Source organism: Paenibacillus sp. KS1, assembly GCF_001680695.1.
GTDB classification, from domain to species: domain Bacteria; phylum Bacillota; class Bacilli; order Paenibacillales; family Paenibacillaceae; genus Paenibacillus_B; species Paenibacillus_B suaedae.
Map to the genome: position 1 here is coordinate 45,776 of NZ_MAIS01000010.1, position 26,413 is coordinate 72,188.

Here is a 26,413-nt window from a genome sequence, read left to right on the forward strand (position 1 = left end):
CACACTACAATTGATCCTAACGAATTGAAGGAGGGAACAACAGTGAAAGTGACATCGTTCATTTCTGGTGCAGCCATTGGCATTCTGGCTGGTATGTACTTGGCTGACAGACGTTCGCTGGCTAATTTGCAATCCAAATTGCATGTTGCAGGCAATGTCGTCCAGGATGTGGTTGGCAAAGCGAAGGATAAGGTTATGGATGTAACGACGTCCAATATGCCGGATATTGCTTCCTTGCTTGACATGAAGAAGTTGTCCAAAGAGGCATCTAAGTCGGACTCATTCAGCTTGGATCGCGTCAAGGAACTGATTGAGCGGGATCCAGAAGTGAAGCGCAAGGTGGATGCGATTTTGCGTGAAAATGGGCTGGCTCCGACGCCATCCGATTTGTCAGCTGTGAAAACAGAAACGTCTACTACAACAGTATCTAGCGTTTCCAAAACGCAAGCTGCTCCACGCAGCAAGCCGTTCGAAGAACAACAGTCCACTCACTGATAGCTGAGGAAATTTTATCTTAGAAGCTGCCGAATTTCTTCGGCAGCTTCTTCAATGTTTGGTACATTTACTCTCTGACAACTATTTTATGTAGTGCAAATCCATACAAGAAATGATAACATGAAATACATAGAACCATTTTCAGCACATATTATATGTTGCTTCATAATCTGTTATAACCGAAGTTGCAAAGGAGGGTCCTGTCATGAAGATCGAACGTATCAGTCAAGACAAGATTCGAATTTTCCTTACGTTCGACGATTTGTCTGAGCGCGGGATCAAACGCGACGATCTGTGGCGGGAAATGTCTAAGCTGCAGGAACTGTTCGCGGAAATGATGGATCAGGCGTATACCGAACTCGGATTTGATGCGACGGGACCATTAGCCGTAGAAGTATTCGCAATGCCTGCACAAGGTATGGTAGTTATCGTAACGCGAACGCAGTGGAACCATGCTTCAGGTCATGGTGACGGCATTGAGGATGACGAGTTGGATGATGTATATGAAATGGAAGTAACGCTTGAGGAGAGCGATACGATCGTATTCGCATTTCGAGATTTTGAAGACTTCATCGAGGCGGCACATACGGTTCATGGCAATTTTACCGTACCAGGTGCGCTCTACCAATATAATGGACAGTGGATTTTCCATGCGGAGCCGGCAAATACGGATCCTCAGCGATTGCAAGCCTTCATTGCAATCATGGCTGAGTATGGAGAAGCGGCGTCAGTGACGACAGCTGTTCTGGAGGAGTATGGGAAGTGTATCATTGCAGAGGATGCCATCGACGTTACTTGTACACATTTCAGTCCGCGTCGCGCGTAGGACAGTTTAATATGCGTCCGTGAACAGGGGGGCTTGAGATTTTTCATGGCAAGTGAAAAATTCGGGCTCCCTGTTTCGTGTTTTTCCAGCAGATGGCTACGTCAACCAATATATGCATTTTCCAATGATTTGGACACTGCCCGTTTCGATATCTTCATTTGAAACCATCATTATTCCCTAGCATTCGACAGGGTAAGCGTACATTGCAAACGTATGATATACTTACTGTTATCCAAATGATCATAATTTTTATGTATAGCCGCCAAAGGAGGATGTGAAGGTGACTTTGCTAACTGCTATCGGCATGCTAGTCGCAGACACTTCTCAGATGGCGGCACAATCTGGTGAAGCTTCGACGCCTATATTGCCTTTGCTTACAGCAGCAATCGCTCCAGGAATTGCATTGCTGGCGTATTTCTACTTGAAGGATCGATATGACTATGAACCGATTCATATGGTCATTCGTGTCTTTCTACTGGGGTTTCTTATTGTATTCCCAATCATGATTATTCAGCATGGCCTTGTGTTGTGGTGGGGAAACAATCCTTATGTGTATTCCTTTCTAATCTCGTCCGGTGTAGAGGAATTTGTCAAATGGTTCGTACTGTACCACATGATCTACAATCATGTAGAGTTCGATGAACACTATGATGGGATTCTGTATGCAGTTGCGGTGTCGCTCGGATTTGCTACCATAGAGAATGTCATGTATGCATGGCTTAATCAGACGTCATTCTCTCAAATGCTCATGCGTGCCTTGCTGCCTGTATCCGGACATGCCTTATTTGGTGTCATCATGGGCTATTACATGGGAAAGGCAAAATTCCTTGGCGGTCGTTCACGTAAATATTTAATGTACTCGATTGGATTACCGTTGTTCTGGCATGGAGTGTATGATCTTATCCTAATGATGTCCACCCGTTACTGGCTGTGGTTCATCGTGCCGCTGATGCTGTTTCTCTGGTATTACGGCATGGGGAAAGTACGTCGTGCCAATGCCCGATCTCCGCTCCGATTAATGAATCCGGAAGATGAGGTTAATATGGAGCAATAATGGGAATGCTATATGTACATGCTCAAGTTGTGCACCGCACGAACGGGCGCAGTACATGGTAGCAAGGAGGGCTCATGTGAGGGTGAAGGTAACCATTCGCTGCCAATGCTGCGGCGAAAAATTCATTCTACGTGGCAAACGGGAAAAGGGTCGAATTGAAACGGGCTTCAAACAATGCATCTGTGATAATCGAGATGCGTTTCATATTGATGAAGAGCCAATATAAGTATCGTAATTAGAGCGCAATAATGGGAATCGATGCATAAACCTCCCTGATATCCAGCAAACTAACATCACTATGATGTATAAGTAGCTGTGAAGGGAGACGTTTGTACCATGTATAAACGATTAAGTGCAGTGATGTTTCCGATTTTTGCGCTCTTATTTATTGGGGCGATTGTATGGGGATATCAAGAGCATCAAGAGAAGAACTCTATATTGATTAAGGCAGAGAACCAATATCAGCGTGCCTTTCATGATTTGACGTATCATGTTGATAAACTGCATTCTGAACTGGGACAAACACTTGCAGTTAACTCCAAATCGCAAGCGATGCACCGCAAAGGCCTTGTGAATGTATGGAGAATTACAAGCCAGGCGCAAAATGAAATTAATCAGCTGCCGTTGACGCTGCTGCCATTTAACAAGACAGAAGACTTCTTATCACGGATCTCAAACTTCTCATATCGAGCAGCCGTAAGAGATATGACGAAGCAGCCTCTTAGTGATGATGAGGTGAAAATTCTGAAGACACTGCACCAGAATGCTGCTCAAATCTCACAAGACTTGCAGCAGGTTCAGAATAAAGTCATCAGTCAAAGTTTGCGCTGGATGGATGTTGAGACGGCAATGGCCTCCGAGAAGAAGACGATGGATAATACAATTATCGACGGCTTCAAAACGGTGGACAAAAAGGTTAGCGAGTACCCAGAGCTGAACTGGGGACCTTCTATATCAAGCGTGTATACGAAGCGCTCCGTGAAGATGCTGAAGGGAAATCCACTATCAGAGCAGCAAATTAAAGAAAAAGCAGAGAAATTCCTAATTAAGAAGCCAAATGAACCCGTTCAAGTTAGAAAGAACGGCAAAGGTACCGAATATGAGTCGTATACCGTCTTCACGAAATATAAGAACGATGGCAGTGCCCTCACGATGGACTACACGAAACAAGGCTTTCTGATGTCATATATGGACACGCGTCCCGTTGGCAAGAAAAAGTTGACGATGGCGCAAGCCGAAGAGTCAGCGAAGCGATTCCTGAAGAAGAATGACTATCCTGACATGGCTGCAGTTCGTTATGATGAGTACAATAATACAGGCAGTCTTACACTAGTTCCGGTTGCTGATGGCGTATATCTATATCCGCAGCAGGTGACAGCTCGCGTAGCATTGGACAATGGCGAAGTTACCGGGCTGCAGGCAGCTGATTTCGTCTATGAAGGCAAGGAGCGCAAGGTCGGCAAGCCGAAGTTGGGCAAAAAAGAGGCGCAAGCAATGCTGAATCCTGACATGGACGTTATGTATGACCGCATGTCGCTTATTAAGAATGATCTGTCTGAAGAAGTGCTCTGTTATGAGTTCGGAGGCAAAATTAATGGCGGTGCTTACCGTGTGTACATTAATGCCGACAATGGAACAGAAGAACAGATTGAAGAGATGAAGCTTCTCAAATCATAAATGAAGGCTAAATAAAGGTTCCAATTCCTGGCAAGGTAATTGGAACCTTTTTCTTTTTGGCATATTGGTATCATGGTATAATCTTCATGGAGGGGAAGCATATGTTACCGAATGTCAGTGACACCTTGTACGTGCAGCCAGTTCGGGAAGAAGTGGACGGGTTTGCCTATAAGGCGAGAGTAACGGAGATAAATGAACAGCTGATCTGGATGGAAATCCCGCTGTCGGAACAGACGGGTAAATACGGCTTGTTCTCCAATGGAGAGGAGCTGAATGTCTACTTCTCGCAATCAGATGGGGTAAAGTGGCATTTTCGTACACAGGTAATGGGCAGGCGCAATGAAACCATTCCGATGATGTCAATTCGGAAGCCTGAGCCCCATTGGGTATCACGAATGCAGAGACGCAACTATTTGCGTGTACAAGCGTCGTTGGAGATGGCAATCAGTACGTTGGATGGTGTGAAATTTCTAGCATTGACAGAGGATATTAGCGGTGGAGGCCTCTCCTTTGTTACTGAGTCCAAATGGGGGCTGCGCGAATCACAAATCATCCAAAGCTGGGTTGCAGTGCCGTTCCGCAGCGGTGCTATCGAGCATGTTTTCTTTACTGGGCAGATTGTTCGTGTTCAGCCTCTCAATGATGAGCGCCAGTTAATCATGCTTAAGTTTGACCAGATTGCGAATGTAGAACAGCAGAAACTGATTCGTCATTGTTTTGAACGGCAGTTGGATTTACGGAAATAACATACATATGTGTTGAAACTGTGCATAGCTTGATTGCAGGGTTGCCATACTACTTCCAAAACGAAGGGGTGGCTTCTTATGCACAGTCGATTAAAGAAGAAACCAAACCGTAAAATAGCATGGCGCACTTATACAAAACATATCACACATCCAGAGATATGCGGCTTATTATCGAAATGGCTAGTTCGCTCGTTATTATGGTTCGTACTCTGTGTTGTAACCGCCCAATCCTTACTGCTTGTTGGTGCGTTTCGACCGTGGGTGTCGCCTGTGGATAGGCTCGAAGGGGTTCCTTTTCATCCTCCTTTTGAGGAAGAGAATCTATCATTCGAGAGAGGCTTGCAGAAGAGGTGACTGCGATTCCCTTTTTGCATCCCTATTCTATGTGTGGTATAATTTTCACGTCGCAGGCAACGCCTGCTTTTTTCTTGAATGGTGCATGAAATGTTTTTCTACGAAGGGAGTCAGCCCCGTTGACACAGTCAGATCACAGCAGACATCACATAAATATTGCCATCGACGGACCTGCGGGAGCTGGTAAGAGTACGGTTGCACGCCTAGTTGCGCAAGAGCTTGGGTATGTATACATAGATACCGGTGCGATGTACCGGGCAATATCTCTTCACATGTCACGAGCCGGCATTCAACCCGATGAGGCAGCAGCACTCTCTGAAGAGCTGAAACGAGTCACCTTGGAACTGAAGCCGGAAGGCGAGCGGCAATTTGTTATTTTGAATGGTGAAGATGTTACGGATGCAATTCGTACGTCTGAGATCAGCCGCTTGGCATCTGATTATGCCAAATCCCAAGTCGTTCGTGAGCAGTTGGTACATATGCAGCGTCAAATGGCAACACGCAAAGGTGTCGTTATGGATGGACGAGACATCGGTACACATGTACTTCCTGATGCAGAATTGAAGTGGTTCATCACAGCCTCTGTGGAGGAACGAGCCCGCAGACGTTATGCAGAATGGAAGGACAAGGAGAACGCTTCTCTTGAGACGTTTATCCAAGAGATTGCGGATCGGGATCGTCAGGACGAGACACGTGAGGTGTCCCCACTTCGTCAAGCTGAAGATGCCGTTCTGCTTGATACGACAGGAATGGCAATTGCTGATGTTGTTTCGACGATCGTTGAGCGTGCTAATTTACAAAAGAGTTGGTGAGCTGTAACAATTATGTTCTATACGTTTGCAAGAGCATTGCTTCGAGTATTATACCGGTTCTTGTTCCGACTTGAAGCGAAGAGGAAGGATTACGTTCCTAAAGAGGGCGGAGTAGTCCTCTGCTCCAATCATATAAGCTTATTAGACCCTCCAGCAATCGGGATTATGTTGGATCGCAAGGTTCGTTTTATGGCGAAGGCTGAACTATTCGACGTCCCAGTGCTGGGTAAGATTATAAACGGTCTCGGAGCCTTTCCGGTTAAGCGCGGCGGAGTGGGCAAAGAAACCATTCGAACTGCTTTTAACCTGCTTCGCGACGGGGACATCATGGGGATCTTCCCGGAAGGCACACGCAATACAGATGGTGCTGTCGCAGCGAAGAAAGGTGCAGCGATGATTGCCTTGAAGAGCGGGGCTGCCGTTGTTCCTGTTGCCGTAATTGGGGAATATAAGCTGTTCCGCAAGACGAAGGTCGTATATGGCCCGCCGATTGACATGTCTGACTTATTGAAGCATGGAAGCGGTGCACTCGAGCTAGCGACTGAACGCATTATGGAGCATATCCATCGCATTATACTCGAGGAAACGGCTGCTTCGTAATTCATGCATGTTTTTGCTTCGATGGTATGATACTACAGGTATTATTTTTCTGGTATGCAGTGACCAATAGTTGGTAAGGAACTCTGCTTCATTCGTGGAGCGGGTTTTGAATAAATGGGGTTCAATCGAGGAGGTATTTCACATGTCTGAAGAAACAAAAGTTAACGAAACTGCCGAAACGGCAAGCCAAGAAGCGTTGGAGAACATCGTTTCCTTGAAGAAAGGTGACACCGTAAAAGGCACAATCGTCAAAATTGATGACAATCAAGCAGTAGTAAGCATTGGCTATAAATACGATGGCATCATTCCTGTACGCGAGCTAACTGCGGTATCGGTTGACAATGCTGCAGATGTGGTTGAAGTGGGCCAAGAAGTTGAATGCAAGGTTGTTAGCATTGACGATGAGAAGGAGCGTCTTGTTCTGTCCAAGCGTCAAGTTGACAGCGAACAGGCTTGGGACGACATGCAGAAGCACTTTGAAGCACAGGATGTGTTCGAAGTAACAGTCGCTGATGTTGTAAAAGGCGGCGTTGTAGCTGATGTTGGCGTTCGTGCATTCATCCCTGCATCCATGGTTGAACGTCATTTCGTTGAAGATTTCAGCGAATACAAAGGCCGTACGCTCCGCGTGAAAGTAAAAGAAATTGACCGCGAGAACAACAAGCTTATCCTCTCCCAAAAGGATGTATTGGAAGCGGAATTTGAAGCTAATAAAATTCGCGTTATGGAAGGTCTGACTGAAGGCCAAGAGCTCGAAGGGACAGTTCAACGCTTGACTCAATTTGGTGCATTCGTTGATGTTGGCGGCGTTGATGGACTTGTTCACGTGTCTGAATTGGCATGGAGCCATGTTGAGAAGCCTTCTGATGTTGTATCCGAAGGTCAAAAGGTAAAAGTAAAAGTACTGAAGGTTGATCCTGCTAACGGCAAAATCAGCCTAAGCATGAAAGCAACTCAACCAGGTCCTTGGGAACAAGCGGGCAACAACATCAAGACAGGCGATATCCTGACGGGTGAAGTGAAGCGTTTGGTTGATTTTGGTGCATTCGTTGAAGTGGCTCCTGGTGTGGAAGGTTTGGTTCACGTTTCCCAAATCGCTCATCGTCACGTTGCTACACCTTACGAAGTATTGAAGCAAGGCCAATCTGTACAAGTGAAAGTGCTTGATTTCAACCCTGCTGATAAGCGAGTAAGCCTCAGCATCAAGGAAACAGAAGAAGCTCCTGCAGCACCAGCACCGAAGGCTGAGAAAAAAGTAAAAGAAGAATTGAACAATCCAAATGTATCCCTTACGAACCAAGCAATGAGCGTTACGCTTGCTGAGCGTTTTGGCGATATGTTGAATAAGTTCAAAAACTAATCTATTCATAAATGCAAATAACGGCGGACTCTTTAGAGTCTGCCGTTTATTTTTGTACTGTGCATCAAATAATAGCATCAGACAAGGAAAGGGGCGCGGTCTCGATGACTTCATCAGGTGTGTTGTCAGTAGCGGTGTGGGTTTGCTTTGCAATCTTGATAGCAAGCGGTTGGCGTACGCCCCTATTCGCGGCTGTTACGCGGACACAGGTGATTATTGTCGGACTTAGCTGGCTGCTTCTTCACAATTGGACGATAGCACTGTCTTACGGCAATCAAATAAATGGCGCATGGGTGCTATGGATGGTGTTGGCTGTATTTTTCCTTGGGCAACAGTCAGGTGGAAAGCTCATTACCGTATGCGGCCATGTCGCCATGCTAGCTGCAATTTGGATGTGGCTCGAGCTATTAAGCCGATTTTCCATGCAAATGTCGAATTCTCAAACAAACATTTGGCTGATAGCAGGCATCTTCTCGTGCTATATTCTGTTGTTTACAACAAATTGGCAGCTGCAATGGATCATCTTGACACTTGGATTAACCTTAGGAGAAGTTCTCATCCATCTGCGTCTGCATACGTTAATTACTGCTGGAGAAGGGCAAGTTCAGGATGTATGGTGGCTGTCGTTTCTGCTTGTTCGTCTGATGTCAATTATGATGGTGTGGATGAAAGAACGGTTTTTGAAAGGGCTTCTTGGCTCCGAACAATAGTGGGAAATGCGCTTTCTTCGAGTATTTCAACCATTTACGTTAGCCAAGACCCGCTTTTTTTGATATGATGATGTACGTGTATAGTTGCAAAATATGAAGGAGTGAACTGCATGGCAAAACCCATTGTTGCCATTGTCGGGCGGCCGAATGTCGGCAAGTCCACCATTTTCAACCGAATCATCGGCGACCGATTGGCTATAGTGGAGGACAAGCCTGGTGTAACTCGTGACCGTATATACGGAACGGGAGAGTGGATTGGCAAGCCGTTCAATATTATCGACACAGGCGGAATCGAAGTTTATGGTGAAGATGAAATGCTGCGTTCCATCCGCGTGCAAGCGGAGCTTGCGATAGAGGAAGCAGATGTAATTGTATTTATGTGCGAAGCGAAGTCCGGCGTAACGCAAGCGGATGAAGAAGTGGCACAGATGTTATTCCGCTCAGGCAAGCCGATCGTTCTAGCGGTAAATAAAGTCGACAACATGAGTCGTATGGATGACATTTATGAATTCTACAGCCTTGGCTTTGGGGATCCAGTTCCGATTTCAGGATCTCACGGTACAGGGATTGGTGATTTGCTGGATGAAGTCGTAAATAATCTCCCGGATTTATCGGATGAAGAATATGATGAAGATGTCATTAAGGTAGCCTTGATCGGCCGACCGAACGTAGGTAAGTCTTCTCTGGTTAACGCAATACTCGGCGAAGAGCGCGTTATCGTCAGTGATGTAGCGGGAACAACACGCGATGCAATCGATACACCGTTCGAGAAGGACGATCAGAGGTTCGTGCTCATCGATACGGCGGGTATGCGCAAGCGTGGCAAAGTATATGAGACGACTGAAAAGTACAGCGTCATGCGTTCGATGAAGGCAATCGAGCGAGCAGACGTCGTACTCGTAGTAATTAATGGTGAAGAAGGCATTATTGAACAAGACAAGCATATTGCAGGCTATGCGCATGAGGCAGGCAAGGCGGTGCTTTTCGTCGTCAATAAATGGGATATCGTTAATAAAGATGATAAGACTATGCAGCAATTCGAAACCAAGATTCGCGACCATTTCTTATTTATGACGTACGCACCGATTGTGTTCTTGTCTGCGAAGACTAAGCAGCGTTTACATAAACTGCTTCCTGTCGTACAGCATGTTGCTCAGCAGCATGCCAAACGCATTCCAACACATTTGTTAAATGACGTTGTAACTGATGCAGTCGCCTATAATCCGCCGCCAACGGATAAGGGAAGACGTCTCAGAATCAATTATGCGACGCAAGTTGCGGTTAAACCGCCAACGATTGTCGTATTCGTTAATGATCCTGAACTGATGCACTTCTCCTATGAGCGATATTTAGATAATCGTATCCGTGCAGCGTTCGACTTTGAAGGGACACCGATCCGGATATTCACACGCCGGAAATCCGACGAAAGTTAGGAGCGAGCGGAATTGACGCTATCTATTATCGCAATTGTAGCGAGTTACCTTCTTGGTTCAGTCAGCTTTAGTCTTCTGATTGGAAAGTGGCTTCGTGGTATTGATATCCGTCAACACGGGAGCGGTAATGCGGGCGCGACCAATACGTTGCGCGTATTAGGCAAAGGGCCAGCGGCTGGGGTTCTCCTGCTTGATGCGGCCAAAGGAATGGTAGCCGTTCTTATGGGGTATTTGCTATCGGATTACACATGGGTCATGGTGCTAAGCGGGATTGCCGCCATCGTTGGTCATAACTGGCCCGTTTATTTTCGCTTCCGCGGGGGGAAGGGGATTGCCACCACAATTGGGGTGCTGGCCGTTCTAGCTTTTTGGCCAGCCCTATGTGCTGGCATTATCGCGATTGCATCAATTGCTTGGAAACGTTATGTTTCGTTAGGATCATTGCTTTTTGCTGGACTGACTCCGATATTTATTTTGTTATTCCAATATGATTGGAGCATTTTCTGGGGCAGTTTGCTGTTATGCCTATTTGCATTCTATCGTCATCGGAGCAATATCGTTAAGCTGGTTCAAGGGACGGAGAACCGGCTTGGCGCGAGCAAAGGGGGCGTGTCCCGTGTCCGTTAAAGTTGCTGTATTCGTAGCCGGAAGCTGGGGGACTGCCCTAAGCGAGGTTCTCGCCCATAATGGACACGATGTGTATCTATGGACGAGAAATGAACAGCAGGCAGAAGAGATCAATACGGTGCATACGAACGGGAAATATCTGCCGAACGTTACCTTGCATCCCGGGATTCGGGCAACCAATTCCGTCGAAGAGGCTATGAGCGGTGCGAAGGCTTGCGTTGTTGTAGCACCATCTGCTGCGATGCGCCAAGTTGCGGGAATGATGAAGCCGTATTTGACGGACGAGATGGTTGTCGTACATGCGACGAAGGGATTTGAAACCGAAACGTTAAAGCGCATGTCAGAGGTGCTTGTAGAGGAGCTTGGATGCAGTTCAGATCGAATAGCTGTGCTGTCAGGTCCGAGCCATGCCGAAGAGGTTGTGAAGCAATGTCCAACAACGGTAGTCGTTGCATCAACCAGTACGAAGGCTGCTGAACAAGCACAGGATTTATTTATGAACGAATCCTTCTTTCGTGTCTATACCAACCCAGATGTGATTGGTGTGGAACTTGCAGGAGCGCTCAAAAATATAATTGCATTAGGCGCAGGCTTATCCGATGGACTGGAGTTCGGGGATAATGGCAAGGCTGCTTTGTTAACACGCGGCTTGGCTGAGATTGCTCGGCTCGGAGTTGTGATGGGAGCGAATGCGATGACATTTGCTGGCCTTGCGGGCGTTGGCGATCTAGTTGTAACTTGTACGAGCAGACATAGCCGGAACTGGAGAGCTGGCTCGCTGATAGGTCAAGGTATGGCGGTTGATGAGGTGTTGGCTCATATGGGGATGGTCGTTGAAGGTATCCGTACAACGAAGGCGGCTCATTTCTTGGCTGACCGATATGACGTCCAGATGCCGATTACAGAGCAGTTATATCGAGTATTATTCGAATCTCGTGATCCAAAGACAGCAGTTGAATGCTTAATGGGGCGAGTTCGCAAGAACGAAATTGAAGAAGTGGCCACATCGGATTGGTCATCCTAGATATTGATGGGCTTGCACGGACTCTATTATTGGCTAGTATCCTTATCACCTTCATTTATTCGTCGACATACACTGTATAGAGTACAGACCCGAGGAGGGGCGATATGTCGAATAAATTTCCGAAGGATGCATTGAATGCAATCAATAAGAAGTCTGGCAAAAACATAACGGAGAATCAAATCAAGAAGCTTGCAGGTACGGTGAAGCCTTCGACGATGCAGAATGAGGCGCAGTTGCGGCAGCTGATTAAGCAAGTTGCTTCAATGGCCAAACTCCCTGTCTCAGAGTCGACAATAAATGACATTGTCAGCACCGTGAAGAAGAGCGGAGTTAACGCAAACAACCTGGAAGCATTGATGAAGTTGATGAAGAAGTAGCAGGTACAATCGTTTTGGTGTAAAAAGAAGACGACACGACAGCGAGTAGCTGATTGTGTCGTTTTTTTGTGCATGTTCGTGCAAAACGTTTCTCTTCTAATTCATCGAATGGTATAATGAGAGCAGTTTGAACGAATGGGAGAATCGGGAAAATGGACAGTATGACAAAAATGTGGGTATCCTTTATAGGAATAGGCCTAATGGCCTTTTCTGCACTGCTCATTGCTTTTGCCAGAAGTAAGACGAGAGGCTGGGTACGAGGTATTCTTTCGCTTATTGCGTTCATTATGCTGCTTGCAGGTATGGTATATGGATTTTTCTCCATCTTGTAGGCGTAATTAACACTTTACTCAATACATATCGTCATTGACGATAAGACGGTCGAAGGAGTGTGATTGAGAATGGTGGACATCCTATTCATAGGCAAGACGAAGCAAGCGAGTATATCTGTACCTGTAGGTACTACTCTGCTGGATGCCGCAAAGGAATCTGGAGTAGATTGGAATTATGCTTGCACGCGCGGAACATGTGCGAGATGTCGCTGCTTAATCGAAGAAGGACGAGAATATGTATCCGAAGTGACGGATGCAGAGTGGAACCGTATGGAGGAAGAAGAATTCGAGCAGGGTTATCGGCTCTCTTGTCAGGTCGTTGCAGAAGCGGATGGCTTCATTCGTGCAGTTCACAAGCCGTATTTTTGATCAAAGGCCTGACTGGTGACTGGCAGCCTGAATAATGCAGCATGGATTCAAATGTGAATGGAGCAAATGGCATGATATCATTATCCGAACCAATAATGGGGACAATTGAACAATTAGTAGCATCATCAAACAACGATATGAAGCACTGGATGCTAGGTGGGAGCTGTGGATTAGTTCTACAAGGGGTACCGCTTGGCCGGGAGCCTCGTGATGTGGATATCTATGCGGATGAGCCCGATGCAAAGCAGCTACAGGAGCAATGGAATCCATATGCAACCGATGCGCCCGAGTGGAATGCAACGAGTACTTATCATTCCTTATTAAGCCATTATCAAATATGCGGAGTTCCCATTGAATTGGTTGGTCAATTCATCGTGACTACACCGCAATGCCAATACAACACAATCATTCGTGATGCCTTATGGAATCATCGCATCATCTATAATATTGACAGATATCGCATCGCGTTAATGCCGCTAGCTCATGAATTGGTCTTCAATATATTGCGTCAGCGGGAAGATCGTACAGCTTCGATCGCACAGGTAATCAATGCTGCTCCTGAGCAGCATATTGCTGCTATGAATACGGTATTGGCAAATTGCTCGGAACCTGCGTATATACAGTCCATCGTGAATGAAAGGTGTCCGAATATGATGTCTTTTTTATTAGTCTAATGTAAATGATTTGTAAATAAAGGTGGAGTCGCATGTAGCCCTACCAACGTTGAGGAAAGGGGCTGGCTAGTATGGGGACAAACGTGCGGTTCGAGCCTTCTGGCAAGGTATGGGGGGCTAAGCGCTCGATGTCGTTATTGGATGCCGCGCAACGAGCAGGTGTTCCGATACGCACAAGATGCAGCGGGAAGGCGGGCTGCTTGATGTGTAAAGTACAGGTATCAGCGGATAAAGAAGGACTAATTGGAGAGCCCACGTTAGCAGAGAGCAGCAAGCTAGGTATCCATTCAGCAACTGGGCTTCGTTTATCGTGCCAGACACTGCTGACAGGGAATCCAGGTACGGTTACGGTGGAAGTCCCAGAAGATCCTCTGAAAGCCATTATTCGCCGCAAGCTAGCGGAACAGGAAGATGACAGCTTGTGGTAATGCCAGAATAGAATGAACAGCTCTATCTTCAAGTGTGGAATTGTGATTGTGACTGAGGAGGAGAAGTAGTTGAGGTCGGGGAGACAAATCTGTTGTATCGTGCTATTCGTTATCATGAGCATGACACTTCAAGGATGCTTATATCCGAAGGAGATGCGCAAGGAAAGCCAACAATCGGTTCGTGAGGGCGTACTTCTTGTCCAAAATGCTGTGGATCAGTATCAGAAGGATACAGGTCTGCTTCCGCTAGTAAGCAGCGATGAGAGTGTTCCACGATATGAGAAGTTTCGTGTGAACTTTGAATTGCTCAAGCGAAAAGATCTGCTTAGCGCAATTCCTGGAAGTGCATTTGAATCAGGTGGCTCGGGTGTGTATCTGATTATTGATGAAGAGACGATTCCGAAAGTGAAGGTGATGGATTTACTTACTTCACAGCGGGTCAATGATCTTGCTCGTGCTGTTGATGCGCATATACGGGCTAAGGGTGCGTTGCCGAAGCAGGAGGAAGTATATCCTGGATTCTATCGAATTGATGAGAAGCTGATAGGCATACAGCCTGTAGAAGTTCGAAGTCCGTTCAGCCGAAGTGTACTGTCGTTCATGATGGATGAGCAAGGAAGGGTATACGCAGATTATGCGCAGGATATTATGCAGCTTGTGGAAACCTCTGGGAAGCAGCCTACAGGTCAAGAGAAGGATCTGAGGCCCATGCTTGCGGATGCCTCCTTCTTTGTGCCAGTGAAGTCAGTCGCGTACAAATGGAGCAACGGTGCGCCTGTACCTCAAGAAGATACTTCTAAATAGACAAATGGAATGAAAGGAAGGCCGGTCGATATGTTCGACTGGTCTTTTTTGCATGCGAACATGGATGACAGGTTGGTACAGAAATAGAAAAGACGATTTACTCATCGATATGCAAGATAATGTCATACTTCATTTCTAACTTCATATATCTGATTTGGAAGGCGTTTGTTGATACGACCTTTTGCGTTCGTGCCCAAGTGGGGGGTCACTCACGGATGAGCATCACTATCTACTAGAACTGAATCATTTACGAAAAATGTTTTGTGTGAGGGGCATATTTATGCCATCTAGCAAATAAGATGTTACTAGTCCAAAAGCATGTACGAGTTGCGTCGAAATGCCCTTGTACGACGTGAAATCTCGGCGGCGAACACTGGCGACAACGGCAACAGCTCAATCCTAGCAACGGTGCCAATCGTTTCTGAAGGGCGAGAGGCGAACGTTGTCTCGTAGTCCGTCGGAAAAATTTGAGGAGGGGATATCAATTGGAGAAAGTGGACATTTTTAAGGACATAGCCGAGCGTACCGGCGGGGATATTTACCTCGGGGTCGTCGGTGCGGTCCGCACAGGGAAATCGACGTTCATCAAACGATTTATGGAAACGGTCGTATTGCCTAATATCACGAATGAATCAGACCGCATTCGCGCAGTTGACGAATTGCCGCAAAGCGCAGCAGGTAAGACCATTATGACGACCGAACCCAAATTCGTTCCGAATAATGCAGTTCAAATTAAAGTAGCGGAAGGCTTGGATGTTAACGTTCGTCTAGTGGATTGTGTTGGCTATGCGGTAACCGGAGCCAAAGGCTACGAGGATGAGAATGGCCCGCGCATGATTAATACGCCGTGGTTCGAGGAGCCGATTCCATTCCAGGAAGCGGCCGAAATCGGGACACGCAAAGTCATTCAAGAGCACTCCACATTGGGCGTTGTTGTGACGACTGATGGTACGATTGCTGAGATTCCTCGAAGCTCGTATATCGAATCCGAGGAGCGCGTCATTCAAGAGTTAAAGGAAGTTGGCAAGCCATTCGTACTGATTATTAACTCGACGAAGCCTCGCAGTGATGAGACGATTGCACTCCGCAATGAGCTGCAGATTAAATATGACATCCCAGTAATGGCGCTCAGTGCAGCGACGATGGGCGAAGAAGATGTAATGGGCGTTCTTCGTGAAGTTCTGTATGAATTCCCAGTACATGAAGTCAACGTGAATCTTCCGAGCTGGGTTATGGTTCTGAACGATACTCATTGGCTGCGCTCCAGCTATGAGTCGTCGGTACGGGATACAGTCAAAGATATTAGACGCCTGCGGGATGTTGATCGTGTTGTGCAGCAATTTATGGAGTATGACTTTATTGCCCGAGCTGGTTTGAGCGGCATGGACATGGGTCAAGGTGTTGCTGAGATTGATTTGTACGCGCCGGACGAATTGTACGACCAAATTCTGATGGAAGTGGTCGGGGTAGAAATACGAGGCAAGGATCACTTGCTTCAGTTGATGCAGGAATTCGCACATGCGAAGCGGGAATATGACCGATTCGCGGATGCGCTTGAAATGGTGAAGACAACTGGCTATGGCATTGCAGCGCCTACCTTGAACGAAATGGCTCTCGATGAGCCTGAGCTGATTAGACAAGGCTCACGCTTCGGGGTACGGCTCAAAGCAACTGCTCCTTCCATTCATATGATTCGCGTCGATGTTGAATCGGAATTCGCTCCGATTATCGGAACGGAGAAGCAGAGCGAAGAGCTGATGCGCTACTTGATGCAGGACTTTGAAAACGATCCAACGAAGATTTGGGAATCTGATATTTTCGGTAGATCCCTGCATTCCATCGTTCGCGAAGGCATACAAGGCAAAATCGCCATGATGCCAGACAACGCTCGCTACAAGCTTCAAGAGACATTGGGCCGGATCATCAACGAAGGCTCAGGTGGATTAATCGCCATCATATTGTAATCGGATTGCAAGGAAGCCTAAGTCGCTATTCCAGATTGGATTAGCCACTTAGGCTTTTTGTATGTTCCTGTAAAAATTCATCGATCTTTTATTGCTAAATCAATTTACAGACTCGAAGGAAGCGGGTATATTTAAGAATAATGCCGTTAACGGTAAAAAGTGGGATTTATTCGTCATGCAAAAATCGAATGGATCAGTAAAGTTAAGAGGCGGGATAGAGATGAGCAGCGTATGGAAAACGCAAGGAGTATCAAACTTACGTTCCGCGCATGTCTCCGATACGGAAACGGCAGGCGATTGTCAATTTGAAGCGGATTCAAATTTGTACATGCTTGGAATTACAAAATCGTATAACGGGCTATCTGTTCTGAAGCAAGTCAACTTTACTGCATCTAGCGGAGAAATTCACGCTCTTGTTGGCTCTAATGGAGCGGGGAAGAGTACGTTGATGAATATATTGTCAGGTGCATGCCGATCCGATGTCGGAGTCATCCAGTTAGGAAGCGAGCAATTATCAATTCATTCACCTGCTGATGCGAAGAAACAGGGAATTCATTGTGTATATCAAGAGGTAGATGTGGCACTTGTTCCCAAGCTTACAGTAGCAGAGAATATTATGATGGATGACTTTAGCATGGGGAGAAGTTCTTGCTGGATTCGCCCTGCACATCTGAAGAAGAGGGCTGAGAGCATCATGGATGCTATCGGCCTGTCGATCTCGCCTTCGCTGCGTATGGAGGAGTGCACATTAGCGGAGAAGCAGATGGTGCTTATATCGCGAATATTATTGAATGAAGCTAAGATTGTCATATTTGACGAACCAACTGCATCCCTTAGCTTTGAGGAGTCAGAGCGGTTATTTACGATTATGCATACACTTCGAGATCAAGGAGTTATCGTTCTATTTATTACTCATCGCCTGGCTGAAGTGTTTCATCATTGTGATCGTATCTCTATCTTGCGTGACGGTGAATTGGTTCACAGTTCGCTAATCTCTGACATTTGCCCCAAGGAAGCAATTCAATATATGCTAGATAAAACCATAGAAGAAGAACCCGGGGTACATTCCTCTGTTCGTGAAGAGGTTCTGCTTACTGTGAAGGGAATCACTTGCGGACAGAAGCTTAAAAATGTAAACTTCGAATTGAGACGTGGGGAAATTCTTGTATTTGTGGGACTGATAGGAGCAGGGAAGACGAAGCTGGCTCGGATTCTTGGTGGGGCCGAGCTGTGCGATGGCGGAGAGATAACGTTGAATGGAGAAGTGCTTCAGCCGCGTTCTATTCGTGATGCGATTCGTGCGGGCATCGTGCTTGTTCCCGAGGAGCGACGCAAATATAGCTTATTTATGGATGAGTCGTTACAGAGCAATTTATGTATCTCTACATTGCCAAAATACTGCACAGCGGGTTTCGTATCAACCACGCGAGAGCGGCTGTCAGCAGAGCGCGTGATCGAGCAGCTTAATATCAAGACCGCTTCTGTGAAGCAGAAAGTGAGACATTTAAGTGGAGGCAACCAGCAGAAGGTTGCCATAGGGAAATGGCTTGGCACTGATGCGCATGTATTTGTCTTAGATGAACCTATGAATGGGATCGATGTCGGTGCGAAAAATGAGATTTTCCGCATCATTGGACAATTGTCAGAGGAAGGAAGAGGAATCATTTACTTCACTAGCGACATGTATGAAGCGTCAATGGTTGGCGACCGCATTGTTGTTATGTATGACGGGGAAATGGTGCGGCTATTTGAGCGAGGAGAGGCTTCGGAAGAGCAGTTATTGTTCTATGCTTCAGCTGGTGGCAGGCTGCGAGATGTTGAAGATAGAGTGAAGGGAATATCAGATAAACAGTAGGGGAAACACATAAGCTTATCGTTGTTCTTCAGTCCCTACTTGCATTTGTAACAACGGTATATTACTATAAATTTGTTCTGTGAACCGATTTGGCAGCAGATTGGATATCGTATTGAACTGTTTTGCTGATGATAAGGTATAAATTCTAGAGAAACAGTAAAGAAAATGGATAACGATGCATACTTGAATCAGGAGGTGAACAGAATGAATAAATCTGAATTGGTAACTGAAGTGGCAGAGGCTACGGAATTGTCGAAGAAAGATGTGACGAAAGTAGTTGATGCTGTATTCGAAGCGATTTCCACTGCACTTCAGAACGGCGACAAAGTCCAATTGGTAGGCTTCGGTAACTTTGAAGTGCGCGAACGTTCCGCACGCAAAGGCCGTAACCCGCAAACGGGCGAGGAGATTGAAATTCCTGCAAGCAAAATCCCTGCGTTCAAACCAGGCAAAGCACTTAAAGATGGCATCAAATAAGTGAACTTACATACTTTTGTCTAATAGGGGAACGCAAGTGAGGTAGAAGCCGCGACATGAATGTCGCGGCTTCTGCTCCTTTTCAGAGGGGAAGTTGAGGAGTAGGATGCTCTAGATTACTCTTAGCTGCTCTAGAGCTCTGTGCACTGCCGCTGTAGGCGACCAGTACAATACGCTGACCACTTACTTGACTTAATTGCTCTTCCCACTGCTGAAGCAGCTGTAGCTGGTTAGATTGTAAATGTGCTGGGTGCATCGCATTAGCTCCTTTTAGATGAAACGTGCTACACTAGTAGTATGCCCGAAGAATGGTGATTCACATGGTTGAAGCTGCAAGGAAGCCAATACATATGCAAGGAGGTCAAGCAGTTGGAAACACAAAATGACTTTATCGTAATAAAGGCCAAAGATCAGGGAGTTCAGGTGATCGGTCTTACACGCGGAACAGATACGAAGTTTCATCATACGGAGAAGCTGGACAAGAATGAAGTGCTTGTCGCCCAGTTCACGGATCATACGTCCGCAATTAAAATTCGCGGCAAAGCAGTTGTGATGACAAAACACGGTGTAATTCATACCGATACAGACGAATAGGAATGAAATTTTTTGTTTTCATGAGGGAAGCAGGCATAGCCTGCTTTTTTTCATTATAGACATGAGGTATGGACATACTCTGGAACGTCGACACTGTCTGTTATCTGGAGTGTTGACTTGATCTACAATATGTGGAGGTGCAAGGTTCAGAATGAAGAATATGCATCGCTATAGAACTCTGGTCATCGTGCTTTGCGTTACGATTATGCTTCCGCTAGGATTAGGGCTATTGTATTCACTGGGTGAGCGGATGCCGGACGCCAATAAAGATGTAGCTGTATTTACCCCTTCACCACGTATGGTCAAGCTCAGTTCCGAGGAGATCGTGGATTATTTATCAGAGCTTCCACTTCAGTTGAAGTTTAGTCGGGTTACTTGGGAGTCAGATAAACTGGTGATTGATGTAAAAGTGGCTGCAACGATTGTCCATCCAGAAATTATTTATCATGATATCCATGAGCTTCTTCGCTTCGCCTTCATACAAACAAGCAATGTCGAACGTCTGCAGCTCCGTGTCGTTATACAGGATGACATGGCTAAAAAGAGATATGTATTGCTTGGTATGGATGCGCAGCGTTCTCAAGTAGATGTGGAAAGTTTGAAGCTTCTCCAGAAATCGAAAGGAACAATGCCGAAGGAGCTTGAAGAAGCATGGCGGATTATTTATACACCGCATTGGGAGCGTCAGTTTCCGGCAGTCAGATGAGAGTAAGGGTCTTGGTCATAAGAAATAGGAGAACGAAGAAATGTTGTCCTATCACTTTAAACATATGCTATAATGATTTAGATTGCGACATCCGTAAGGATGACTAACCGGTACAGTCGGAGGCAGCAGATGAATGGTTATCATATCTCGCAATTGGCTAAGCGGTATGTTGAACATGACATGATCCAGGCGCACACGGAACTGCCTGCGTTTCCAAACGCAAGAGTGGAGCTGATGTTCGCCTTTTTAAACCGCAGTAAGCCAATAGCGGAACATAGTGAATTATTTGCGCTAGTTACATCGCTCGTGCAGGTTGGATTAGACACGCATGATACGATTGAACTGGCAGCGGTGCAGCATAACGACCGCAACTTGCGTTCAAGGCAGCTGAAAGTATTGGCTGGAGACTATTTCAGCAGTCGCTTCTATAACCTGCTTGCGCAGCAAGGTCAGATTGATACGGTAAGGGCTTTGAGCCAATCCGTATGCGATATTAATCGTCTGAAGATGACGATGGTGGACAAGATGAAGCATTGGACAATGACCGCAGAGGAATATTTACGGGCGAGCGTTACGCTGAAGAAGTCGTTGTTCCAGTCCTTCAACGCTCAGATGAATCAAGAAGACATCTCCACATGGGAGGAACTGCTTGATTCGTTGACAGAGCTCGAAGTACTAGAAAGAGAACAAGAGCGAGCGGATCATTTCGAACGATTCGAAGGCAGCTGGTCTTACTGGCATGTATGGCAGCAAGGCACGGATGAGGAACGAAGAAAATTGAAGCAGAAATTGGTTGACGAGATGCTCTGGAATGCGCTCATGTCCAAGTATGAGGTGAGGGAGCAGCTGGCTTATCAAGTTCGTGTATCACGGGATAAATTGCATACGCTAGCGGTGACATTGCCGCTTGATGAGAGCACCAGACAACGTCTTGACACATTTCTTGCCTTACCTCGTCTGTAAATGATAGTGAGCGTTCAACCTCCAATAGATCGACGATACGTTCGGCGAAGAAAGGAATAGGTGACAGATCGTGGAGACACATTCGCCTAAGACTGGCAAGACCAAAGAACATTATGTTCAAGAAGTATTTCAGAGCATAGCTCCGAAGTACGATATTATGAATGATATACTGAGCTTCAGACGTCACAAGGCTTGGCGCAACTTCACGATGCGCAAGATGGACATGAAGCAGGGGGAGACAGCGCTTGATCTGTGCTGTGGAACTTGTGACTGGACGATTCAGTTGGCGCAAGCGAGCGGCACAGGCAAGATTACAGGGCTGGACTTCAGTTCGAATATGCTGGCGGTAGGTCAGAAGAAGGTGGATCAAACAGGCCTGCACAGCCAAATTGAGCTTGTTGAAGGAAATGCAATGGAGCTTCCATTCCCCGACAACAGCTTTGACTATGTGACGATTGGTTTTGGTTTGCGCAATGTTCCGGATTTTGAGCAAGTCATTCGTGAAATGCGCAGAGTGGTCAAGCCGGGTGGACAAGTTGTATGTCTTGAACTGAGCAAGCCAACATGGCAGCCGTTCAAGGGCATTTATTATTTCTACTTCCGCCATGTGCTGCCATTGCTTGGCAAGCTGATTGCGAAGCGGTATGAGCAGTATAAGTGGCTTCCAGAGTCGCTTGTTACGTTCCCGGGCCGGAAGGAGCTAGAACAGATGTTTAGAGTTAATGGACTTGATCGCGTACAAGCGTATTCGTTCTTCGGTGGCATTGCCGCTCTTCACATCGGGACGAAGGGGAATGGTCATGCTTAAAAAAGTACGTATCTTCTTAGAAATGATTAAGTTCGAGCATACGATATTTGCTCTTCCATTTGCGTTTATGGGCGCACTGCTGGGAGGAATGGTTGTTCATCAACGCTTCCCAACGCTCCCTGAATGGGGATGGATCCTCATGGCGATGTTCGGAGCTCGAAGCGCGGCAATGGCGCTCAATCGGTTAATTGACGCTGCCATCGACGCGAAGAACCCAAGAACTGCAAATCGAGCAATACCCGCAGGATTGCTGAAGGCAGGAGAAGTACTGTTATTTACGGCCGTGTCGTTCGGTCTTTTATTTTGGGCAGCGGCTAATCTGGAGCCATTATCTGTATACTTGCTTCCGGTTGCCGTCTTTATGTTAGTATTTTATTCGTTTACGAAGCGCTTCACATGGCTATGCCATGTTGTGCTGGGACTTACGATTGCATTGGCACCGCTCGGAGGATGGGTGGCTGTAACGAATGGAATCGATTGGGCAGCTCTCACCTTTTATTTAACCGTTGCGTTTTGGACTACCGGGTTCGATATTATTTATGCATGCCAGGATTATGAGTTCGATAAGAAGGAAGGCTTGAAGTCGATTCCGGTACGTTTCGGAATTGCGAAGTCACTCTGGATTGCAAGAGGTTTCCATATCGCTACAGCGTTTGGATTTATACTGCTATTATTTTTAACTCAATTAAGCTGGTGGTATATCATAGGTACGGTTATTGCAAGTGCTCTGCTTATTTATGAGCATATGCTTGTGAAGCCGTACGATTTGAGCAAGCTGAACACAGCCTTCTTCACGATGAACGGTGTGCTCAGCATCGTTGTATTTTGCTTCACGCTTATTGACATGGTGGTGATGAAGTAATGAGTGCTGCATCTCGCAAGCATTACGTAGTTGGTATTACAGGGGCAAGTGGTGCTATATACGGTGTCCGATTGATTCAATGTCTGTTGGAAACCGATTATGAGGTTCATCTCATCGTATCAGATGCTGGATGGCGCGTACTAAAGGAAGAACTCGGATGGAATGTTACGAAGCGTCAGCAAGCGATTGAGCTGGCATTCGGCGATTTGGCGGATCGGGTTACGTATCATCCGAACCAGGATATTGGGGCAAGCATAGCAAGCGGTTCATTTCGGGTGCACGGCATGGTGATCATGCCGTGCTCCATGGGAACCTTATCATCGATTGCACACGGCGCTTCCGATAATTTGATGGGGCGAGCTGCTGACGTTATGATGAAGGAAGGCCGTCCGCTTCTAATCGTTCCGCGCGAGACGCCGATGCATGCGATTCATTTGGAGAATATGCTGAAGCTTGCGAATATGGGTGTACGTATTGTGCCGGCGATGCCTGCATTTTATTATCATCCGCAGACTCTGGATGACATCATTAATTTCCTTGTCGGCAAGGTGTTGGACTGCATGGATATCGATCACCAGTTGTTTACAAGGTGGGGGAATTCGGAAGTACAGACTGCCGAAGATTCGGATCGGCCGAATGGATAACACAAATGTGTGGCCGATCTTTTATCTTTTCGTGTCTGTATTTTTAAATTGCATTTGAGTTGGGACTTATTGATCTTGAGGTTCACTTGGAACTTGGGTCGGAAAATACAGTTGGTTAGGTGAAGGCATGAAACTGTGGGACATTTATGCGACAATGAAACAAGATGTAGCGTATATTGAACGTGAATTGGAGCGGAACATCCGCTCCGATCACGAGCTCCTTACGGAAGCGTCGCTGCATCTGCTGAAGGCGGGCGGGAAGCGAATACGTCCGGTATTCGTTCTGCTTGCAGGGAAATTCGGTACATACGATATAGAACAGTTGAAGCGCGTTGCTGTTCCCCTGGAATTAATTCATATGGCCTCACTCGTGCATGATGATGTCATTGATGACGCTGAAACTCGGAGAGGGCAACTGACCGTTAAGGCCAAATGGGATAATCGCGTTGCTATGTATGCCGGCGATTATATGTATGGCCAAGCGCTGGTTGTAGCTACAGAATTGAAGCAGCCAGAGATTCATCGCATATTTTCCAAAGCAATGGTTGAAATGTGCATCGGTGAAATGGAGCAAATTCGTGACTTCTTCAATACAAAGCAGACGATCCGTCAATATATGCTTCGGATCCGTCGAAAGACAGCGTTGCTGATTGCGATTAGCTGTCAGTTGGGGGCAATTGCCGCACATGCAGAGCCGAAGATTGGCTATGCGCTGTATCGCTTTGGCTACAATGTGGGCATGGCATTTCAAATTCGAGATGATGTGCTTGACTTAACCGGTACTGAAGAGCAAATAGGCAAGCCGCCAGGGAATGATATTCGTCAAGGGAATTTGACGCTTCCAGTAATATTTGCGCTGCAGGACACGAAGCTTCGCGAGTCTCTTCTTCGTGAAATTGAACGTATCCGTGAGCGAAATGGAGATACAGATGTATCTGCTGCGCTCGATATGATTCGCCAAAGTGATGGTATTAAGCGGGCTGAAGAGATAGCAAATCGGTATATCGAGAAGGCGCTCGCGGTATTAGAGCATCTGCCTAACATCCGTGCTCGCCGCAACCTGCGCGATATTGCTTACTTTATTGCAAATCGTAATCATTGATTTGAACTATGGTGAAAAAATCGAGTGCCATTTGAAGAAAAATCTGGTATAATGCGTGTGTTGGACGACTTCACATTTGAGTAGGAGTGATCGTATGGAACGCACATTCATCATGGTCAAACCTGACGGAGTACAAAGAGGCCTCATAGGAGATATAGTAGGTCGCTTTGAGCGGAAGGGCTTTAAACTTGTAGCTGGAAAATTGATGCAAGTCTCGCGTGAACAAGCTGAACATCATTATGAAGAACATGCACAAAAGCCTTTCTTTGGCGAACTGGTCGACTTTATTACCTCAGGTCCAGTATTCGCTATGATATGGGAAGGTGACGATGTTATCAGCTTGTCACGCTTGATGATCGGCAAGACGAAAGTGACTGAAGCTGCACCAGGGACGATACGCGGAGATTATGCAAGTCATACGAACTTCAATGTGGTTCACGGTTCGGATTCACCAGAGAGTGCTGAACGTGAAATCGCAAACTTATTCTCAGAAGTGGATTCATTTCGTTACGAGCGGGCATTGGAGCCATGGATTTAATCGGCAGCCATGAGCGCGGCTCACACACGCAGAAACATAATAATTATTTTTTTGATTTCTGATGTAAGAGCTTACATAGGGCAGGACTATGGAAGAACGCGGCGAATAGTAATATTCGACCGTGTTTTTTTATGTTGCGGTGTTGCTGAGCGATCTTGGACTATGCTTGTTGTCGATCAGGAACTCAGTTGCAGCATATATACGAACTTAGAAGGTGTGAGCACAATTGTCAGAGCGCAAGACGACCTTATGGGATGCAGCCACCATTTTCCCTGCTGCTAACGGATTCGGCCAAGGGGCAGCCGTGGATCATGGAGATGATCAAGATTATGCGGATTTTGTCCAATATTTCCGATCAACTACAGGCATCGATTTATCACAGTATAAGGAGACCCAGATGCGTAGACGCTTGTCTACGTTACGAATGAAGAACGGCTACTCGACATTTGCCTCCTATGCCAAGGCGATGAGTGCTAATTCTTCGTTATTTGATGAAATGCTGGATCGTATGACGATCAATGTATCTGAATTTTGGCGTAATCCGCTGCGTTGGGATACCCTGCGCACTCGTGTGCTTCCAGAGCTGTCGCAGCGAACGCGCCAGCTGAAGTGCTGGAGTGCCGCTTGTTCGACGGGTGAGGAGCCTTACACACTAGCGATGATTCTCGATGATATGGGCTTGCTTGATCGGACAGAACTCTCTGCTACGGATATTGACGAGAATGCACTTGCAAGAGCACAGCAAGCTTCCTATATCGAGCGCTCTTTGAAAGACGTTCCCCCATCATTCAAGTCAAAGTACTTTATGCAGCAGTCGAACAGTTTTCATATCATTGATCGCTTGAAGAAATCGATTCGATTCCGCAAGCAGAACTTATTAACCGATACTTTTGCTACTCAGCATGATTTGATTATTTGCCGTAATGTGATGATTTACTTTACGGAAGAAGCGAAGCATGAGTTGTATCGAAAGTTTGCCAATGCGCTTAAGCCAGGTGGGGTATTGTTTGTCGGAAGCACAGAGCAAATATTCAATCCACAGCAGTATCAGCTTGAAACGATGGAGACGTTCTTTTATCGAAAATTATAGCTGTTCGAACTTAAAGAGTGTATTCGACTATTACATTCATACTGGAATTACTCACCAATTAATAGCTAAATTGAACATAGACAGACTACACGTCGATAACGAAAGATG

At 46.3% G+C, this 26,413-nt stretch carries 32 protein-coding genes; 31 read left to right on the forward strand and 1 reads right to left on the reverse strand.

Annotated elements, in window-relative coordinates:
* Window positions 1–42 precede the first annotated feature (42 nt).
* From BBG47_RS05285 to BBG47_RS05385, 22 genes are all read left to right on the forward strand, one after another.
* Window positions 43–495 (forward strand): hypothetical protein, encoded by a 453-nt coding sequence (locus BBG47_RS05285; RefSeq protein WP_021252912.1) that lies wholly within the window; start codon window positions 43–45, stop codon window positions 493–495.
* A gap of 205 nt (window positions 496–700) precedes the next feature.
* Window positions 701–1,321 (forward strand): genetic competence negative regulator, encoded by a 621-nt coding sequence (locus BBG47_RS05290; RefSeq protein WP_021252911.1) that lies wholly within the window; start codon window positions 701–703, stop codon window positions 1,319–1,321.
* A gap of 328 nt (window positions 1,322–1,649) precedes the next feature.
* Window positions 1,650–2,375 carry a glutamic-type intramembrane protease PrsW gene (gene prsW / locus BBG47_RS05295; protein ID WP_051249867.1) on the forward strand — a complete coding sequence of 242 codons (726 nt, stop codon included), beginning with the start codon at window positions 1,650–1,652 and terminating at the stop codon, window positions 2,373–2,375.
* A gap of 336 nt (window positions 2,376–2,711) precedes the next feature.
* Window positions 2,712–4,052, forward strand: coding sequence for a germination protein YpeB (gene ypeB, locus BBG47_RS05300; RefSeq protein WP_021252908.1), 1,341 nt, complete (start codon window positions 2,712–2,714; stop codon window positions 4,050–4,052).
* Between the two features lie 101 nt (window positions 4,053–4,153).
* Window positions 4,154–4,798 carry a flagellar brake protein gene (locus tag BBG47_RS05305; RefSeq protein WP_065290838.1) on the forward strand — a complete coding sequence of 215 codons (645 nt, stop codon included), beginning with the start codon at window positions 4,154–4,156 and terminating at the stop codon, window positions 4,796–4,798.
* 78 nt (window positions 4,799–4,876) lie between these two features.
* Window positions 4,877–5,152 carry a hypothetical protein gene (locus tag BBG47_RS29410; RefSeq protein WP_139070679.1) on the forward strand — a complete coding sequence of 92 codons (276 nt, stop codon included), beginning with the start codon at window positions 4,877–4,879 and terminating at the stop codon, window positions 5,150–5,152.
* 119 nt (window positions 5,153–5,271) lie between these two features.
* Window positions 5,272–5,964 (forward strand): (d)CMP kinase, encoded by a 693-nt coding sequence (gene cmk, locus BBG47_RS05310; RefSeq protein ID WP_065290839.1) that lies wholly within the window; start codon window positions 5,272–5,274, stop codon window positions 5,962–5,964.
* A gap of 12 nt (window positions 5,965–5,976) precedes the next feature.
* A complete protein-coding gene (locus BBG47_RS05315) occupies window positions 5,977–6,564 on the forward strand; it encodes a lysophospholipid acyltransferase family protein (RefSeq protein WP_065290840.1) in 588 nt (195 codons plus the stop codon).
* Between the two features lie 142 nt (window positions 6,565–6,706).
* Entirely contained in the window at window positions 6,707–7,924 is a 1,218-nt protein-coding gene (gene rpsA, locus BBG47_RS05320; protein WP_065290841.1) for a 30S ribosomal protein S1, read from the forward strand.
* 104 nt (window positions 7,925–8,028) lie between these two features.
* Window positions 8,029–8,634: a hypothetical protein gene (locus tag BBG47_RS05325; RefSeq protein ID WP_065290842.1), complete on the forward strand. Its 606-nt coding sequence runs from the start codon at window positions 8,029–8,031 to the stop codon at window positions 8,632–8,634.
* Window positions 8,635–8,744: 110 nt separating this feature from the next.
* Entirely contained in the window at window positions 8,745–10,067 is a 1,323-nt protein-coding gene (gene der / locus BBG47_RS05330; protein WP_021252902.1) for a ribosome biogenesis GTPase Der, read from the forward strand.
* Between the two features lie 12 nt (window positions 10,068–10,079).
* The gene (gene plsY / locus BBG47_RS05335) at window positions 10,080–10,694 is read left to right on the forward strand and encodes a glycerol-3-phosphate 1-O-acyltransferase PlsY (RefSeq protein WP_065290843.1); all 615 of its coding nucleotides are present in this window, start codon (window positions 10,080–10,082) and stop codon (window positions 10,692–10,694) included.
* Window positions 10,684–11,718 carry an NAD(P)H-dependent glycerol-3-phosphate dehydrogenase gene (locus tag BBG47_RS05340; protein ID WP_021252900.1) on the forward strand — a complete coding sequence of 345 codons (1,035 nt, stop codon included), beginning with the start codon at window positions 10,684–10,686 and terminating at the stop codon, window positions 11,716–11,718. The genes plsY and BBG47_RS05340 overlap by 11 nt, the downstream gene beginning before the upstream one ends.
* 104 nt (window positions 11,719–11,822) lie before the next feature.
* Entirely contained in the window at window positions 11,823–12,095 is a 273-nt protein-coding gene (locus tag BBG47_RS05345; protein ID WP_021252899.1) for a stage VI sporulation protein F, read from the forward strand.
* A 152-nt stretch (window positions 12,096–12,247) separates the two neighbouring features.
* Window positions 12,248–12,427 (forward strand): DUF2768 family protein, encoded by a 180-nt coding sequence (locus BBG47_RS05350; protein ID WP_065290844.1) that lies wholly within the window; start codon window positions 12,248–12,250, stop codon window positions 12,425–12,427.
* Window positions 12,428–12,496: 69 nt separating this feature from the next.
* The gene (locus BBG47_RS05355; RefSeq protein ID WP_021252897.1) at window positions 12,497–12,796 is read left to right on the forward strand and encodes a 2Fe-2S iron-sulfur cluster-binding protein; all 300 of its coding nucleotides are present in this window, start codon (window positions 12,497–12,499) and stop codon (window positions 12,794–12,796) included.
* Window positions 12,797–12,867: 71 nt separating this feature from the next.
* Entirely contained in the window at window positions 12,868–13,470 is a 603-nt protein-coding gene (locus BBG47_RS05360) for a nucleotidyltransferase family protein (protein WP_065290845.1), read from the forward strand.
* A 71-nt stretch (window positions 13,471–13,541) separates the two neighbouring features.
* Window positions 13,542–13,898, forward strand: coding sequence for a 2Fe-2S iron-sulfur cluster-binding protein (locus BBG47_RS05365; protein ID WP_065290846.1), 357 nt, complete (start codon window positions 13,542–13,544; stop codon window positions 13,896–13,898).
* Window positions 13,899–13,967: 69 nt separating this feature from the next.
* Entirely contained in the window at window positions 13,968–14,702 is a 735-nt protein-coding gene (locus BBG47_RS05370; RefSeq protein ID WP_254659750.1) for a DUF3939 domain-containing protein, read from the forward strand.
* Between the two features lie 485 nt (window positions 14,703–15,187).
* Window positions 15,188–16,666, forward strand: coding sequence for a stage IV sporulation protein A (gene spoIVA / locus BBG47_RS05375; RefSeq protein WP_021252893.1), 1,479 nt, complete (start codon window positions 15,188–15,190; stop codon window positions 16,664–16,666).
* A gap of 220 nt (window positions 16,667–16,886) precedes the next feature.
* Complete coding sequence (locus BBG47_RS05380; RefSeq protein WP_083189092.1) at window positions 16,887–18,521, forward strand: sugar ABC transporter ATP-binding protein; 1,635 nt, start codon at window positions 16,887–16,889, stop codon at window positions 18,519–18,521.
* Between the two features lie 204 nt (window positions 18,522–18,725).
* Window positions 18,726–18,998, forward strand: coding sequence for an HU family DNA-binding protein (locus BBG47_RS05385; protein WP_021254695.1), 273 nt, complete (start codon window positions 18,726–18,728; stop codon window positions 18,996–18,998).
* Window positions 18,999–19,080: 82 nt separating this feature from the next.
* Here the strand turns inward: BBG47_RS05385 and BBG47_RS29825 are convergent, their stop codons facing one another.
* Window positions 19,081–19,254 (reverse strand): hypothetical protein, encoded by a 174-nt coding sequence (locus BBG47_RS29825; protein WP_155987316.1) that lies wholly within the window; start codon window positions 19,252–19,254, stop codon window positions 19,081–19,083.
* Between the two features lie 113 nt (window positions 19,255–19,367).
* On the opposite strand from BBG47_RS29825, the gene mtrB reads away from it, so the two are divergent.
* The 9 genes from mtrB to BBG47_RS05430 all read left to right on the forward strand — a co-directional run bounded on the left by mtrB (window position 19,368) and on the right by BBG47_RS05430 (window position 26,305).
* Window positions 19,368–19,592 carry a trp RNA-binding attenuation protein MtrB gene (gene mtrB, locus BBG47_RS05390; RefSeq protein WP_021254694.1) on the forward strand — a complete coding sequence of 75 codons (225 nt, stop codon included), beginning with the start codon at window positions 19,368–19,370 and terminating at the stop codon, window positions 19,590–19,592.
* A gap of 151 nt (window positions 19,593–19,743) precedes the next feature.
* Window positions 19,744–20,298 (forward strand): hypothetical protein, encoded by a 555-nt coding sequence (locus tag BBG47_RS05395; RefSeq protein ID WP_065290847.1) that lies wholly within the window; start codon window positions 19,744–19,746, stop codon window positions 20,296–20,298.
* A gap of 129 nt (window positions 20,299–20,427) precedes the next feature.
* A complete protein-coding gene (locus BBG47_RS05400; protein WP_021254692.1) occupies window positions 20,428–21,261 on the forward strand; it encodes a heptaprenyl diphosphate synthase component 1 in 834 nt (277 codons plus the stop codon).
* Window positions 21,262–21,331: 70 nt separating this feature from the next.
* Entirely contained in the window at window positions 21,332–22,069 is a 738-nt protein-coding gene (locus tag BBG47_RS05405) for a demethylmenaquinone methyltransferase (protein ID WP_021254691.1), read from the forward strand.
* Window positions 22,062–22,931: a UbiA-like polyprenyltransferase gene (locus BBG47_RS05410; protein ID WP_021254690.1), complete on the forward strand. Its 870-nt coding sequence runs from the start codon at window positions 22,062–22,064 to the stop codon at window positions 22,929–22,931. Before BBG47_RS05405 ends, BBG47_RS05410 begins: the two co-directional genes overlap by 8 nt.
* On the forward strand, window positions 22,931–23,575 hold the full coding sequence (locus tag BBG47_RS05415; RefSeq protein ID WP_065290848.1) for a UbiX family flavin prenyltransferase: 645 nt from the start codon (window positions 22,931–22,933) through the stop codon (window positions 23,573–23,575). The genes BBG47_RS05410 and BBG47_RS05415 overlap by 1 nt, the downstream gene beginning before the upstream one ends.
* Window positions 23,576–23,702: 127 nt before the next feature.
* The gene (hepT, locus tag BBG47_RS05420; protein ID WP_021254688.1) at window positions 23,703–24,677 is read left to right on the forward strand and encodes a heptaprenyl diphosphate synthase component II; all 975 of its coding nucleotides are present in this window, start codon (window positions 23,703–23,705) and stop codon (window positions 24,675–24,677) included.
* Between the two features lie 94 nt (window positions 24,678–24,771).
* Window positions 24,772–25,215, forward strand: coding sequence for a nucleoside-diphosphate kinase (ndk, locus tag BBG47_RS05425; RefSeq protein WP_065290849.1), 444 nt, complete (start codon window positions 24,772–24,774; stop codon window positions 25,213–25,215).
* 265 nt (window positions 25,216–25,480) lie between these two features.
* Window positions 25,481–26,305 carry a CheR family methyltransferase gene (locus BBG47_RS05430; protein ID WP_302621941.1) on the forward strand — a complete coding sequence of 275 codons (825 nt, stop codon included), beginning with the start codon at window positions 25,481–25,483 and terminating at the stop codon, window positions 26,303–26,305.
* Window positions 26,306–26,413: the final 108 nt, after the last annotated feature.